The sequence below is a fragment of the Pseudaquabacterium terrae genome (assembly GCF_013266755.1).
GTDB lineage: Bacteria > Pseudomonadota > Gammaproteobacteria > Burkholderiales > Burkholderiaceae_C > Pseudaquabacterium > Pseudaquabacterium terrae.
In genome coordinates this window covers 37946-52803 of the sequence record NZ_JABRWJ010000006.1, presented here as the reverse complement: position 1 = coordinate 52803, position 14858 = coordinate 37946, and the positions used below count along the sequence as shown (strand labels likewise).

15 protein-coding genes are annotated in these 14858 nt (G+C 68.3%); 1 reads left to right on the top strand and 14 read right to left on the bottom strand.

Going from position 1 to position 14858, the window contains the following annotated elements; all coding sequences use genetic code 11:
- Positions 1 to 38: 38 nt before the first annotated feature.
- A complete protein-coding gene (locus HLB44_RS19595; RefSeq protein ID WP_246312366.1) occupies positions 39 to 1649 on the bottom strand; it encodes a M48 family metalloprotease in 1611 nt (536 codons plus the stop codon).
- Between the two features lie 130 nt (positions 1650 to 1779).
- Between HLB44_RS19595 and moaC the strand changes: the two genes are divergently transcribed.
- On the top strand, positions 1780 to 2277 hold the full coding sequence (moaC, locus tag HLB44_RS19590; protein ID WP_173125716.1) for a cyclic pyranopterin monophosphate synthase MoaC: 498 nt from the start codon (positions 1780 to 1782) through the stop codon (positions 2275 to 2277).
- Positions 2278 to 2293: 16 nt separating this feature from the next.
- Here moaC and HLB44_RS19585 read toward each other — a convergent pair whose 3' ends face one another.
- From HLB44_RS19585 to sucC, 13 genes are all read right to left on the bottom strand, one after another.
- On the bottom strand, positions 2294 to 3151 hold the full coding sequence (locus tag HLB44_RS19585) for a hypothetical protein (RefSeq protein WP_173125714.1): 858 nt from the start codon (positions 3149 to 3151) through the stop codon (positions 2294 to 2296).
- Positions 3152 to 3156: 5 nt separating this feature from the next.
- Entirely contained in the window at positions 3157 to 3804 is a 648-nt protein-coding gene (locus tag HLB44_RS19580) for a hypothetical protein (protein WP_173125712.1), read from the bottom strand.
- Position 3805: 1 nt separating this feature from the next.
- Entirely contained in the window at positions 3806 to 4588 is a 783-nt protein-coding gene (locus HLB44_RS19575) for a TIGR04255 family protein (protein WP_173125710.1), read from the bottom strand.
- 127 nt (positions 4589 to 4715) lie between these two features.
- Positions 4716 to 6479 carry a PglL family O-oligosaccharyltransferase gene (locus HLB44_RS19570; protein WP_173125708.1) on the bottom strand — a complete coding sequence of 588 codons (1764 nt, stop codon included), beginning with the start codon at positions 6477 to 6479 and terminating at the stop codon, positions 4716 to 4718.
- 47 nt (positions 6480 to 6526) lie between these two features.
- Positions 6527 to 7318, bottom strand: coding sequence for a TfpX/TfpZ family type IV pilin accessory protein (tfpZ, locus tag HLB44_RS19565; protein ID WP_281375193.1), 792 nt, complete (start codon positions 7316 to 7318; stop codon positions 6527 to 6529).
- Between the two features lie 96 nt (positions 7319 to 7414).
- The gene (locus HLB44_RS19560) at positions 7415 to 7909 is read right to left on the bottom strand and encodes a pilin (protein ID WP_173125704.1); all 495 of its coding nucleotides are present in this window, start codon (positions 7907 to 7909) and stop codon (positions 7415 to 7417) included.
- Between the two features lie 192 nt (positions 7910 to 8101).
- Positions 8102 to 8881 carry an MBL fold metallo-hydrolase gene (locus tag HLB44_RS19555; protein WP_173125702.1) on the bottom strand — a complete coding sequence of 260 codons (780 nt, stop codon included), beginning with the start codon at positions 8879 to 8881 and terminating at the stop codon, positions 8102 to 8104.
- 255 nt (positions 8882 to 9136) lie between these two features.
- The gene (locus HLB44_RS19550; RefSeq protein WP_173125700.1) at positions 9137 to 9841 is read right to left on the bottom strand and encodes an FHA domain-containing protein; all 705 of its coding nucleotides are present in this window, start codon (positions 9839 to 9841) and stop codon (positions 9137 to 9139) included.
- A 62-nt stretch (positions 9842 to 9903) separates the two neighbouring features.
- Positions 9904 to 10689, bottom strand: a complete 786-nt coding sequence (locus HLB44_RS19545) for a Stp1/IreP family PP2C-type Ser/Thr phosphatase (RefSeq protein ID WP_173125699.1) — start codon at positions 10687 to 10689, stop codon at positions 9904 to 9906.
- A gap of 175 nt (positions 10690 to 10864) precedes the next feature.
- Positions 10865 to 11803 (bottom strand): serine/threonine-protein kinase, encoded by a 939-nt coding sequence (locus HLB44_RS19540; protein ID WP_173125697.1) that lies wholly within the window; start codon positions 11801 to 11803, stop codon positions 10865 to 10867.
- 82 nt (positions 11804 to 11885) lie between these two features.
- Positions 11886 to 12611 carry a TerC family protein gene (locus HLB44_RS19535; RefSeq protein WP_173125695.1) on the bottom strand — a complete coding sequence of 242 codons (726 nt, stop codon included), beginning with the start codon at positions 12609 to 12611 and terminating at the stop codon, positions 11886 to 11888.
- Between the two features lie 157 nt (positions 12612 to 12768).
- The gene (sucD, locus tag HLB44_RS19530; RefSeq protein WP_173125693.1) at positions 12769 to 13662 is read right to left on the bottom strand and encodes a succinate--CoA ligase subunit alpha; all 894 of its coding nucleotides are present in this window, start codon (positions 13660 to 13662) and stop codon (positions 12769 to 12771) included.
- A gap of 16 nt (positions 13663 to 13678) precedes the next feature.
- The gene (gene sucC, locus HLB44_RS19525; protein ID WP_173125691.1) at positions 13679 to 14839 is read right to left on the bottom strand and encodes an ADP-forming succinate--CoA ligase subunit beta; all 1161 of its coding nucleotides are present in this window, start codon (positions 14837 to 14839) and stop codon (positions 13679 to 13681) included.
- Positions 14840 to 14858 lie beyond the last annotated feature (19 nt).

Genomic DNA, 14858 nt, shown 5'->3' with positions numbered 1-14858 from the left:
CTCTTGTCAGGACGCGGCCGAGTGTAGGAGGCGACTTGCTATTCGGGGTCGGAGGTGCGCGGGCCGCGTTCCGGACCGCGCTGCTCGGCAATCAGCTGGCGGCGTTGCGCGAGCAAATCGCGCAGGCGCGCATCGATCACCGAGGCCTCGATGAAGTCGATGTTCGGGCCACCGCGCTTGGCCAGCTGCTGGCCGGCGCGCAGGCGGTCCATCGCGCCTTGCAGGTCGCCGAGCGCGGCCTGCGCTTCGGCCTGCGCGCGCAGCGAGCGCAGCGGCTGGTTCAGCCGCTCGCTGGTGCCGGCCAGCGCACGCCAGGCGCCGGCGTCGCCGCGGTGCTCGGCCACCCAGGCCTGCAGGGCTTCGGTGCTGTCGCGCAAGATGGCCGGGTCGCCGGCCAGCAGCGCGAGCTGGGCGCGCAGCAGCAGCTGGCTGCGCGTGCCGTCGGCGGGCAGCGTGGCGAGCGCTTGCGCGGCGCGCGGCGCCTGGCCGCGGGCGATCGCGGTTTCGCCCGCCAGCTGCGCCCAGGCGCTGCGGCCTTCGGCGTCGGCGAGCAGCGGCGTGCCGGCGGCGAGCGCCTCGTCGGCGAGCGTGAAGTCGCGCAGCCGGACCGAGGCCAGCGCGCGGGTGTAGTGCGCGGCGAGCCGCTGGGTCGGCGTCGCGTCGTTGCGCGGCACGGTCTCCTGCTGGCGCCGCAGCGCCTGCGTCGACGCATCCATCAGCACGCGTGAGCGCGCCTGCATCAGCGCGTGGCGCAGCGGGTTGGCGCGGGGCGTCGCGGCGCCGGAAGTCGATGCGCGCTGGCGTGCCTCGCCGACGCGGTCGACGGTCAGCGGGTGGCTGCGCAGGTACGGGAAGCCGCCGCTGTCGTTGATCCGGTTGGCGGAGTCGAGCTTCTCGAACATCGCCGCCATGCCGCCGGGCGCGAAGCCGGCCTGCGTCATCAGGTTGTAGCCGTTGCGATCGGCTTCGCGCTCCATGTCGCGCGAGAAGTTCAGCTGGGCCTGCGCTGCGGCGGCCTGGCCGCCGACGATCGCCGCCTGGGCCATGTCGGTGCTCTGCGCGCGGCTGGCCGCCAGCACGCCGAGCACCATCGCCACCAGGCTCAGGGTGCTGCTGCGCTGCGCGGCGACGACGCTGCGCGCGATGTGGCGCTGCGTCACGTGCGACAGCTCGTGCGCCAGCACCGAGGCCAGCTCGTCGCCGCTGCTGGTGATGCCGATCAGCCCGAGGTGCACGCCGACATAACCGCCGGGCAGCGCGAAGGCATTGACGCTGCGGTCGCGCACCAGGAAGGCCTCGTACGGGAACAGGCCGTCGCTGTCGCGGTCGATGTCGCCGCGCGCGCGCGCCGCGCGCACCAGCGGCTGCCACAGCGACTGCAGGTAGTCCAGCAGCACCGGGTCGTCGAGGTAATCGGGGTCGCGCCGCACCTCGCGCATGATCTGGTCGCCGATGCGCTTCTCGGCGTTGAGGTTGAACTCGTCGGACGCCGATTCGCCGAGCGCCGGCAGGCGAACGTTCGATTCGGCCGCGCGCGCGGCGGCGCTGTCGTCGATCTTGGCCGCCTGGGGCCACGCGGGGCCGGCGAGCGCCGCCGACAACAGGCAGCAGAGCGCGCGCAGGCGAAAGGGAGTGCGGGATTTCTGCAAGCGGGACACCGGGGACAGCGGGCTACAGCCGCGGGCAACAAACAGCGAGCGACCCCATCGTCGCCCGGGAAAAAGCGTCGCCTATGATGGCACCGCTCCTTTGCCCTTACGTTTCTGGTTGTCCCCGACGATGACGCAGTCGCTGACCCCCCCGCTGACGCACTTCGACGCCCAAGGGCAGGCCCACATGGTCGACGTGGCGGCCAAGCCGGACACCCATCGCGTCGCGCGCGCCGGCGGCACGATCCGCATGCAGCCGGCGACCTGGGCGCTGATCGCGCACGGATCGGCGAAGAAGGGCGACGTCATCGGCATCGCACGCATCGCCGCGATCCAGGCCGCCAAGCGCACCGCCGAGCTGATTCCGCTGTGCCATCCGCTGCCGTTGACGCGGGTGGCCGTCGACTTCACGCTCGACGAGGCGGCCAGCGCCGTGCACGTGGTCGTGCAGGCCGAGACCGTCGGCCGCACCGGCGTCGAGATGGAAGCGCTGACCGCCGTGCAGGTGGCGCTGCTGACGATCTACGACATGTGCAAGGCGGCCGACCGCGGCATGGTGATGGGCGAGATCCGGCTGCTCGAGAAGAGCGGCGGCAAGTCGGGGCACTGGGTGGCCGACGGCGCCTGACAGCCTCCGGACCTCGTCACGGCGCGAGCGGAGCCGGTGGCGCGTTGTCCGCGCGCAGGCTCATGTGCTCCAGGCGCCATTGCATGAGCAATTTCGCCTTGCTCACGGACAGGTCGTCTTCCGAAATCGGCACACAGCCAATGAGCTGAACACCCGCCCACTTCTCCGATTTCTTGTCAAAGCACCGGTCCGCAAACAGCCGTTCGACCTCTTCGCTCGCCTGCTCAGCTTTGTCGGCGGACGCCTCCGGGTCGTCGCCCGGTGCGAACGTCAGCACGATGCTCAAGCGGTAGGGATTGCCGTCTTCACGGGTGAGTTCCTTGCCTTCGTCCACCACGAAGAACACAGCGGAGACAGTGTCGTTGAACGGGTCGAGCGTCTGCATCAACTTCGCGTCGAGCTTGCGTGCTCGCATGCGGGTGACAAACGGGTCGGGGAAGGCGGCCCGGTTGTACCGGACCGAGAGCCAGGCCCTGAGCACGTTAAGCGACCTCGGTTCGAGAGCAAAGCTCGAGTCGTGGGTATGGGCTGCAAGTGCCGTCTTCGCAACGAGCTGCTTCGCGGTTGCCACAAGTTCGATGGCGAGCGAGGCGCCATTGCGCATCATGTCCAGGTGCAGCGTGCGCGGGGCCTTCCCCCACCGGTAATTGCCGTCGGGAGGCTCGGCGACCCTGCCGACAATCACTTCGACATCGGGTTCTGCGGTGAGGTCTTCATTGGCAAGGTCGCAGTCGTGGGCGATCACGACAACGCATGTTCTTGCACTCTCGACCGGGTGGATCAGTCCGAGCGCAGTCGCCGTTTCGGCGCGAAGAACGTGGCCCTGCCGCCAGGTTGTTTCGCGCGTCCACTGCGGCGGCGACGTGCCCTCCATGCCCGTCAGGCGTCCTCAACGAGCGACGGAGTCCCCATGTCGGCCGCATCAAGCCGCGGAGCTTTGCGGCCGCCGAGGACGGCGTCGAGCTTGGTTCGGGCTTCGCTGCCGCGTTGGGAGACTCGGACCAGTCTTCTCGCTACTTCGTCTCCGTTCGCACCGTCGCCGATCAGCTGAAGCAGCGACTTGCCGTGCAGGACGGTGCGCCCGAGTGAGCTCGAGGTCGGCTTGAAGCCAAGCTCCTGAAACACGCGCGCCGCGGCCGCAAGCGCCTGAAGCTTCGCGTGGTGCTGCTCTTTCGGAATCTCGCCGGCAAGCCAGTTGTAGAGGGTCTGGCGCGATACGCCGAACACTTCCGGCAGGGATGACATCGTCCTGCCGAAACCGTCCTTGACCGTTTGCATCAAGTCGACGAAGGGGGCTGGACGCTCCGCCACGGCCGCAGCGGGCTCCGCGGGGTGCAAGACCTCATACGGGCGATACCCCGCTCGTGCGAGGTAATACGAGGCGCTCTCCAGCCCACCGGTGCCGATGCCACCGAACAGGGGAAGGGGGCCTCCATCCACGACCGGCGCGGGGACACACGCGGCCGGCACCGGTCGATAGCCGAAGTGCTCAGGCAAGACAGGAACCGGAAGGAGTACGGAGAGCATCTCATTCGTTCCAGACGACAAAGGCGTGCGGCGTTGCCGTCGCTCGAAATGCGTCGCCAATCACCTGATGGATGGCGTCCAGGTGCTTGGCCACTCCCTTCACGGAGTAGACCTCGCGACGCTCGAAGAAGCCATCATTGTCAAGGATGGCGTGCAAGCCTTCGTATTCGGCCAGGCGCGGTACCACGACCATGTCGCCAAGGACCACGTCCGGGGGAAACACAAGTCCGCCGCTCTGGATGACCACGCGCGAGCGCAGCTTGTAGAGGCCTGCATCGCTCAGCGTTTCCGCATAGGACTGCAGCGTCGTGCCTCCCAGGCGGTTGCCCAGGCCCATCGCCTCGGGGAACAGGTACTTGTCGAGGGTGTCTCCCTTCCGAGGGAAGACGCGGTCCAGATAGCGCAGCCCGATTCGGTCCGTGTAGTCAAGCTGAACCGCCTCGTGGACGCGCGACATCCCCGTCATGAAGACCTCCGAGAATGACTCGAAATGCCCATAGTGCGTCGACTGGAGGGCGAAGGCTTCGTTGTCGAGCCAGAAGGTATGGGTCTTGTCGAGGTTGCCGAATGAATACCGCTCCCGGAGCGTCGGCATCGGCGTCGGCTGGCCGTCCTGGACTGCAATTTGAAGCACGACCGCCTTGTGGGCCTGATAAACGGGGTAGCCCGCCTTGCGCAAGGCCTCCTGAATGTCCGGCAAGTAGTTCGCAAGCTTCAGAACCGCGTTGAAGCGCACCTGCGCCATCGTGAGGTACACGGGTGGGTTCTTCAGCGGTGCTCCCATGAACGCCCTCTCATTCAAGAATACCCAGTTTACACTTCGGTTGACACATGCGGTGGCGGCCTTCGTTCAAACCTCCTCAACTCGGGTGAACGCTGATGTCCCGCTCCCCTCGTCCTGAATCGACGACTCAAGGCTGAAGCGCTCGCTGCTTCGGCCGCCGTCCCAGGTACTCGCGCCACGGGTGCGGCGACTGCGCCGGCTGGCACTGGAAGGCCGCGCGATCACCCTCGTCGCAGGGCTTGAAGAAGTCGTCGGACGCTGAATTGCGGAACTCGCGCAGCCGCTCGGCCAGCGCGCGCGCCTGATCCGGCTCGCCGTTCTCGGCCAGATGGCGCGCCCAGGCGATCATCAAGCGCGTGTCGAGCAGGTAGTGCGGTGCGCGCCGAAACGCGAGTGCCGTGCCGGGCAGCGCCTCGCTGCCGGTGGCTGCGGCGTAGTCGGCGTGGTGGCCGAAGAACGGGCTGCGCTGCCCGGCCGCGATGCGCTCGGCCAGCGGTCCGGCCTGTTCGCCGGGCGCGTAGATCTCGACCACGCGCCGGTAGTCGACCAGCGCGAACGCGGCGCCGAGCACCAGCAGCACGCCGGCGATCCGGCCGGCGGTTGAGCTCGACACCGCGGGTGCGGGTGGGCCGCCGGCACCGAGGGCATAACCCCAGGCAAACGCGGCCGGCAGCAGGAAGTAGGCGTACCACAGCGGGTACTCGGACAGGCTGTGCAGCCCGATCAGCAGCACCAGCATCCAGGCCGCGCGCGCGCAGCTGCCGTCGTCGCCCGTGGCCGCGCTGCTGCGGCGCCAGCCCTGCCACAGCGCGACGCCCATCAGCACCATGATCAGCGCCGCCAGCGGCAGGCCGAGCTCGACCGCCAGCTGCAGCGGCAGCGTGTGCGTGTGGTCGAAGAAGGCCGTCGGCCGCCCCGGGAACGGCGTCAGCGACCAGGCGAGGTTGAATTCCCCGAAGCCGACGCCGAGCCACGGCTGTTGTGCGATCAGCGCCAGCGCGTTGGCCCAGATGCGGCGCCGCGAATTCGGGCTCTCGATGCCGCTGCCTTCGCCGGCCAGGCGCGCCGCGGCGCCGATCGCCTGGTCGCTCCACTGGCCGTACAAGGCCATCGCGCCGTAGGACAGCGCGTAGATCAGCGGCGTCGCCAGCAGCAGCAATCGCGTGCTCTTGGCCAGCCGCCGGTCCAGCACGCCCCACAACGCCAGCAGGCCGAGGCCGAGCGCACCGGTGCGCGAGGCGCTCAATTCGACCGCGAAGACCATCAGCACGACCAGTGCCACCGTCGCGCCGAGGCGCAGCACGTGCAGCTCGCGCAATGCGACGGCCGCGATCACGCCCCACAGCAGCAGGCTGCACAGGTGGTTGGGCTGGCGCAGGTTGCCGACGGCGCGGCCGGGCAGGCCGCTGTGGGCGATCCAGTTGCCGTCGGTCAGCGACGAGGCGAAGACCTGGACCAGCGCGACGAGGGCGCTCAGGACGCCTGCGACCAGCAGGCCGAGCGCGAACCAGGTGAAGACGCTGCTGCGGTCGGGGCGGTCGGCGGCCGCGCAGCCGGTCCAGGCCAGCGCGAGCGCGGCGACCAGCAGCGCGATGCCCGAAGCGGCGAGCGGAAACGGCAGGTCGGCGAAGAGTGCGCTGCCAAGCGCGCCGGCGAGCGTGGCCAGCAGCGCGGCGTAGAGTACGCCGGCCCGCCGCAGCGCCTGGCCGGCCGGCGCGAGCGCCGCGACCACGCCGCCCCACAGGCCGACTGCCAGGCACTGGTTGAGCATCGTCGACGACGGCGGCAGGTTGTAGGCCAGCAGCGCGGGGATGCTGCCGGCCAGCAGCAGGGCCGGGATGCTCAAGGCGCCGCGCGCGGGTTGCACGCCGGCGGTGGAGGTGAGAAGCATCGGCGCATTCTAGGAATGCGCCACAGGCCGGGCCTGACGCGCGTCCGTCAGTACGCGTTGAAGGGCGCGAAGCCGATGATGTCGCCGGAACCGGCGTCGACCAGCGCGATCCAGTCCGCGTGACGCGCCAGGATGGGCAGATAGCGCAGTTGCTGTTCCGTCCGTCCGGTGCGCTGGATCGCGGCGTCGAGCTCTGCGGCGCGTTCCGGATAGCGCTTGCGCATCTCGGCCAAGGGCCTGGCCACTGCTTTGGAGCTTGCGCGGGCAGCATCGTCCCAGGGCCGCCAGAACTTCGGGCGCATGCCCATGTCCAGGCCGCCGAGCGCTTGCTGGATCGCGTCGAACTGCTCGTCGGCCGTGCTGGGTGTTGCCGTGGCGATGATCAGCGGGCCGGTGTTCGACAGGGTCTGCAGCGGCGGCAGCGCCTTCGGCAGTTCTTCGAGCACGACGTCGTTGGCGGTCACCACGCGCAGCCGGTCGCCTTCCAGCGCCATGACGACGGGCCGCACCGCGTGCATCACGTACAGGCCATAAACCAGCGCGGCGAGCTGCAGGGCCACCACGACGGCCAAGTCGCGGCGCAGCTCGCGCCAGGGTTTGCGCCGATCGAAGACCGCGAAGGTGATCAGCGGCCCCATCACGACGTCGACGCCGGTGATCAGGAGGAAGAGGCCGGTTCCTCCCGCGAGCACGCTGTACGGCCACGGATACCACAGCAGGAACACCAGGGCGGCGGCCAGCGCAGCGACCAAGGCACTGCCGAGCAGGTGGTAGCCGGCAGCCTTGGCGCGAAAGCCCCAACCGCTCGCGAGTGGCGAGGGGGGGAGTGCCGAGGGCATCGATTCCATGGGACCGGGAAGCGTCATAGGAGGGGACTCGACTGAAACGACAAAGGGCGCCCGAGGGCGCCCTTTTTAACTCAGCTCGTGCCGAGCTTATTGCTTGCAGGAGCCCGGAGCGTACTTGCGGTGCGCGGCAGAGGTCGAGCAGTGCCAGTGGTGGACCGTGTCGCCGATGTTGGCGGCGACAGTGAACGGCGCGTTGGCAGCGGTCTGCGGCTGAATGGTGACGACCATGCCCTGCGCGCCCTGCGAACCACCGATGCCCGCGAGGTCAGCTTCAGCGGCCGGCGCGGTGATTTGGATCTCACCATTGAGGGTCGTGGCAATGCCGGCGACGAACTTGGTGGTGGTCTGGGTCTCGTTGCAGCCCCAGCCGTTGGCGCCTGGTGCAAAGCCGGTCGGTGCGGTCTGGTAGGCCTCCGAAATTGCCGCCTTGCACATCTTGGCCGCGTCGATGATTTCAGACACGCGCGCCTTGATCATGTAGTCGCGATAGGCCGGCAGCGCAACCGCTGCCAGGATGCCGATGATCGCCACGACGATCATCAGTTCGATGAGGGTGAAACCTTTTTGAATGCTGCGCTTCATGAGTGCTCCTGACGGGGTGTGTTGGGGCTGGGGTGGGGGACTGTGCCCTCTCTTCATTGCAGGGGCTGTGCCAGCCTTCAAACGTGGGGTTTTGGTGCCGCAGACGTGCAATCCTCACGTCTGGCCGGATTTCCGGCCCAATTCCGTCAGTCGCGCTTGGCAAGGAGTGACGCTTTTCGTCACTCGGCGACTTCAGCCGACCGTCATCACCTGCCCGGCCGTCAGCGCATGTACCGCGTGCCGGCTGCCGATGGCGCCGATCTCGCTCATCACCGGATCGAGCTCGCCCGGCTTGATGTGCGTGATGTAGACCTGCACGCCGGCCGCAAGCTGTTGCAGCTGGCGGCCGAGCGCGGCCGGATGCATGTGGCGGCTGATGTCGGCCAGCAGGTGCTCGTCGTTGCGGAAGGCGGTCTCGATCACCAGGCTGCCGACGCGCATCGACGCCAGCCGCTGCCACAGCGCCGGATCGGGCGCGGTGTCGCCGGTGAAGACCCAGGCACCGCCGCCATCGGCCGGCGGCATCACCGCGAAGCCGACCGCCGGCACCGTGTGCAGCGCCGGCAGCACCTCGATGCGGCGGCCGCCGAGCTCGATCACGTCGCCGGTCTGGAAGGGCTTCAGCGTCAGCACCGGCTGCTCGGCCGACGGCAGGCGGGTGAAGTCGGGCCAGATCGCGCCGTTGAAGATGTGGCGGCGCAGTGCGTCGAGCGTCGCCGGCAGCGCGTGGACCTGGATCGGCGGCCGGCCTGCGCGCCGACGCATCACGCTGTCGGCCAGCAGCGGCACGCCGAGCACGTGGTCGAGGTGCGAATGGCTCAGCAGCACATGGTCGATGCGTTCGAGCTGCTCCAGCGACAGGTCGCCGACGCCGGTGCCGGCGTCGATCAGCACGTCGTCATCGAGCAGGAATGCGGTCGTGCGGCAACCGGCCGCGATCGACCCCGAGCAGCCTAGAACCCGGATTTGCATGGGGCGCGTCGAGGCGGCTGAAGCCTCGGCCGAGGAAAAGACCGATCGTCGCGCCGGTGTCGCTCGCCCGCAAGGTCGCTTTGTCCACACTCGACCCCCCCAGTGATGACGGGGCCGCCGATCGTGACGGTGACGTGACCTAGTTCACGGCAGCCTGAGCGCTATCGGAGGGAAGCTCGGCCGGCGCCGGGCCGCCCCAAGGCGGCCGAGCACCCGCTCGGCGGGCGCCACGTACCCGCGGCGCCGGGTGCCCATTCAGGCCTGGATGAACTGCATCTGCGTGCCGGCGAGCTCGATCAGGTCGCCGTTCTTCAGCGGCGCGATGTCGCCGGCGAGCGGCATGCCGTTGATGCTCGGGCGCGCGAGACCCTCGACGTGGGCGATGACGTAGCCGCCCGGCCGCTTGGTGATCGAGGCGACCTGCACGCCGGGCTTGCCGACGGTGGTGACGACCTTGGTCAGCGTCACCTCACGGCCCGCTGCAGCACCGCTCAACACCTTGATCGACGCCGGCAGGCTGCTCATCACGCCCCCACCGACGCTGCCGCTGAGCACAGGACGGGGCGACGTGGCCACCGGGTTGAAGGCGCCATGCCCGGAGGGCGGGCCGGCATGGTGGACCGGCGCCATCGCACCCGGCCGCATGATCATCGTCTTCTCGTAGTCGCCGCTGTCCTCGACCAGGTACTTGATCTTGTACTTGCCGATCTCGACCGTGTCGTTGTGCGCCAGCAGCTGCTTCTTGATCGCCTTGCCGTTGATGTAGGTGCCGTTGGTGCTGTTCAGGTCTTCGATGAAGACGTCTCCGCCCACCATCTGCAGCACGGCATGCTCGCCGCTGACGGCGAGGTTGTCGATGACGATGTCGTTGTAAGGACGGCGCCCGAGCGTGGTCTTGTCCTTGGTGATCTGGACTTCCTTGATGACCACACCATCGAGCGAAACCACCAGTTTGCCCATGCTTGCCCTTATCTTGACTGCGGACCCCATCCCTCGGTCCGGCACGTTCCGCCTTCAGCTCTTCAGCGCCCGAAGCGCCACCAGGGCTTGGCGTTGGACGCCGGGTTGCCCGCGACGCGCACGAGAACGAGCGCGATATTATCCTTTCCGCCTGCATCATTGGCGGCATCGATCAGCGCGCGACCGGCCTTCGGCAACTCGTCGTGCGCCTGCAACATCTGCGACAGCGTCGCGTTGTCGAGCATGTCCGACAAGCCGTCGGAGCACATCAGGTAGAGGTCGCCCGGCTGCACGTCGTGCAGGTGGGTCTCGAGCAGCACCGTGTCCTCGACGCCGACGGCACGCGTCACCAGGTTCTTGTTGGCCGAGAAGGCCGCCTGCTCCGGCGTGATCAGGCCGGCGTCGATCTGTTCCTGCAGCAGCGAGTGGTCGCGCGTGATCTGCACCAGCTGGCCGCCGCGCAAGCGGTAGGCGCGTGAGTCGCCGACGTGGCCGAGCCGCAGCTGACCCTCACGGAACACCGCGACGACCAGCGTCGTGCCCATGCCAGCGTATTGCGGATTGGCGTTCGCGGCATTGAAGATCGCCCGGTTGGCGTTGTCGACGCAGATGTCCATCGCGCGGCGGACTTCGGCGTCGTTGGCCTTGCCGCCGGCTTCGTGCAGCCAGCGGCCGAGCTCGCTCTTGATGAACGAGGTGGCCATGTTGCTGGCCACTTCGCCGGCGTTGTAGCCGCCCATGCCGTCGGCCAGCACGGCCAGCGCGTTGGTTTCGTCGATGGCCACCGAGTCCTCGTTGTTCGAGCGCGCGCGGCCGGTGTCCACGGCATGAAAGAACTCGAAGCTCATCGGGGCACTCGGATGCAGCGTAGCAGCGCGGCGAGCGCGAACGAGCCTGCTTGCGGGCGGGGCAGTGGGCTCATTGCGACGTGCGGGAGGGTGATCGGCGTCAGGTCGTGTGCGGCGATTGTGCCTTGTCCTTCACACGCTTCGCCTTGCGGGTGGACCCGAGCCGTGGGGGACATCACGATGGTGCCGGGCGTTGCAGCAGCGTCGCCCAGTGCTCGAGTTCATCGGCGAGCCGGTCCAGATCGGCAGGTCGCGCCTGCGGCAACGCCTTCAGCAGTGTGCCCAGGAACTGCTCCAGCCCTTCGGGCAACTCGGGGCGCCAATGTCGCAGCGGCGCCGGCGTGCCCGCGGCGACGGCCCGCAGCAGCTCGCCGAGGTGCGTCGCCGGATAGGGCAGATGCCCGGTCAGCAGCTCGTAGAGCATCACGCCGAGCGCATAGGTGTCGCCGGCCGGGCCGGCGGTCTCGCCGACCAGTTGTTCGGGCGCCATGTAGGCCGGCGTGCCCAGCGTCACGCCGGTGCGCGTGACCTGGGCGTCCTCGAGCCTGGCGACGCCGAAGTCGAGCAGCTTCAGCTGGTCGGTGCTCAGGTCGATGCGGACGTTGGCCGGCTTCAGATCGCGGTGCACGATGCCATGGCGGTGTGCATGCGCGAGTGCGCGAGCGACGCGCGCGCCGATGCGCAGCGCCAGCGGCTCTGGCAGCAGGCGGTTGGTGCGGGTGTAGCGCGTGAGGTCGGTGCCGGGCGCGACTTCCATCGCCACCCACGGACGGCCTTCGGTCTCACCGCTGTCGAGCAGCGCCACGATGTCCGGATGCGACACGGTGCGCATGATCTCGGCCTGGCGCAGGAATCGCTGCCGCAGGTCGGCCTGTTCGCGCGGGTTGAGCCGGGGATCGAGTGCGAGGACCTTGATCGCCGCCGATTGTTCGCCGGCCTGCGCCAGGTAGACCGGCCCCGAGGCGCCTTCGCCGAGCACGGCGGTGGCCTGGTAGCGGCCAAAGCGCGGCGCCGTCGGCGCCGTCACTGGCGCGTCGGCGGCTTCAGGCGTCTGGCGTGGCGGCCACAGGCGGCGCCACCATCCAGGCGCGCCGGGCGGAGCGGCATCGTGCATGTCGTTGCGAAAGCCCTGCGGATACGCCGCAAGCTACCACAGCGACGCCCGCAACGGGGCGCTGCGCCGCGTCTCGCGCGCGCTACTCGCTGACCGTCTGCGGCGTCGTCTGCCGGCGCTTCAACAGCAGGCCGACGATCAGCACCAGCAGCGCGCCGGCGATGCCGGCGGCATAGCGCACCGTGGCGGTCGCTTCGCCGTTGACCTGCGTGATGGTGCCGGCGAGCGCCGGATCGCCCACGGCCATCGTGCCGGCGATCCAGCCCAGCAGCATGCCGCCGAGCGTGATGACGATCGGGAAGCGGTCCATCAGCTTGATCACGAACTGGCTGCCCCAGACGATGATCGGGATGCTGACCAGCAGGCCGAAGATCACCAGCGGCATCTTGTGGTCGCCGCCCGCGCCTTCGGCGGCGCCGGCAATCGCGATCACGTTGTCCAGGCTCATCACGAAGTCGGCGACGATCACCGTGCGAACGGCAGACCACAGCTTGTCGCTGGACTGGATGTTGCCGTGCTCGTCCCCGTCCTCGGGCAGCAGCAGCTTGACGCCGATCCACAGCAGCAGTGCCGCGCCGACCAGCTTCAGGAACGAGATCTTCAGCAGCGTCAATGCGAAGAAGATCAGCGCCACGCGCAGCACGATGGCGCCGGCGGTGCCCCAGATGATGCCCTTCGTGCGCTGCTTGGCCGGCAGGCTGCGGCAGGCGAGCGCGATGACGACCGCGTTGTCGCCGCCGAGCAGGATGTCGATCATGATGATCTGCCCGACGGCGATCCAGAACTCGACATGCATGAATTGGTCCATCGGGGATCCCTTGTGATCGTTCGGTGTGCGCCCGCCAGCGGAGGCGGCGGAAGTTTATGCCCGGCGTCCGGCCGCCACGTTGCGGGGACTACATAGGGCAGGGGCAAAACAAACAGGCCACCCGAAGGTGGCCTGTACGTGCGCATACCGGAGCCGTTTACAGCAGCTGCTTCAGCAGCCGGGCCATCTCGCTCGGGTTGCGGGTGATCGTGAAGCCGCACTCTTCCATGATCGCGAGCTTGGCGTCGGCGGTGTCGGCGCCGCCCGAGATCAGCGCGCCGGCGTGGCCCATGCGCTTGCCCGGAGGCGCGGTGACGCCGGCGATGAAGCCGACGATCGGCTTCTTCATGTTGTCCTTGCACCAGCGCGCGGCCTCGGCTTCGTCGGGGCCGCCGATCTCGCCGATCATGATCACCGCGTCGGTGTCCGGATCGTCGTTGAAGGCCTTCATCACGTCGATGTGCTTCAGGCCGTTGATCGGGTCGCCGCCGATGCCGACGGCGCTCGACTGGCCGAGGCCGATCTCGGTCAGCTGGGCGACCGCTTCATAGGTCAGCGTGCCGGAGCGCGAGACCACGCCGATGCGGCCCTTGCGGTGGATGTGGCCCGGCATGATGCCGATCTTGATCTCTTCGGGCGTGATCAGGCCGGGGCAGTTGGGCCCCAGCAGCAGCGTCTTCTTGCCGCCGGCCGCTTCCTTGGCCTTCATCTTGTTGCGCACCTCGAGCATGTCGCGCACGGGGATGCCTTCGGTGATGCAGATCGCCAGGTCGAGCTCGGCCTCGACGGCTTCCCAGATCGCCGCTGCGGCGCCTGCGGGCGGCACGTAGATCACGCTGACGCTGGCGCCGGTCTGCGCCTTGGCTTCGGACACGTTGGCGTAGATCGGGATGCCTTCGAAGTCTTCGCCGGCCTTCTTCGGGTTGACGCCGGCGACGAAGCAGTTCTTGCCGTTGGCATAGGCGACGCAGCCGCGCGTGTGGAACTGGCCCGTCTTGCCGGTGATGCCCTGCGTGATGACCTTGGTGTCTTTGTTGATCAGGATGCTCATTGGATTTCCTTCGGGCTCACTGCACGGCAGCGACGATCTTGGTCGCGGCTTCGGCCATGGTGTCGGCTGCGATGATCGGCAGCCCCGATTCGGCGAGCATCTTCTTGCCCAGGTCCTCGTTGGTGCCCTTCATGCGCACGACCAGCGGCACGCTCAGGTTCACCGCCCTGCAGGCGCTGATCACGCCTTCGGCGATGGTGTCGCACTTCATGATGCCGCCGAAGATGTTGACCAGGATGCCCTTGACCTCCGGGTTCTTCAGCATGATCTTGAACGCCTCGGTGACCTTCTCGGCCGTGGCGCCACCGCCGACGTCGAGGAAGTTGGCCGGCTCGCCGCCGAAGAGCTTGATGGTGTCCATCGTCGCCATCGCCAGGCCGGCGCCGTTGACCAGGCAGCCGATGTTGCCGTCCAGCGAGATGTAGGCGAGGTCGAACTTGCTGGCCTCGATCTCGGCGGCATCCTCTTCGTCGAGGTCACGGTAGGCGACGATCTCCGGATGGCGGAACAGCGCGTTGGAATCGAAGTTGAACTTCGCGTCGAGCGCCTTGATGTTGCCGTTGCCCTCGAGGATCAGCGGGTTGATCTCGGCCAGGCTGGCGTCGGTCTGCATGTAGCAGGCGTAGAGCTTCTTCAGCACTTCGATGGCCTGCGCCTGGCTGGCCAGCGGCACGCCGATGCCGGCGGCGAGCTCGAGCGCCTGCTTGTCGGTCAGGCCTTCGCTCGGCTCGACGAAGATCTTGATGATCTTCTCGGGCGTCGCGTGGGCGACCTCCTCGATGTCCATGCCGCCTTCGCTGGAGGCCATCATCGCCACCTTCTGCGTGGCGCGGTCGGTCAGCGCGGCGACGTAGTACTCCTTCTTGATGTCGGCGCCTTCTTCGATCAGCAGCCGGCGCACCTTCTGGCCTTCGGGGCCGGTCTGGTGCGTCTTCAGCTGCATGCCGAGGATCTGGCCGGAGAGGGCCTTGACCTCGTCCATCGAGCGCGCGAGCTTGACGCCCCCGCCCTTGCCGCGGCCGCCGGCGTGGATCTGCGCCTTGACGACCCAGACGCTGCCGCCGAGCTTCTGCGCGGCTTCGACCGCTTCCTGCACGGTGAACGCGGGGTAGCCCCGGGGGACCGGTACGCCGAACTGGCGCAGGATCTCTTTGCCTTGGTACTCGTGGATCTTCATCGGGGGCTCACTGCGAAGG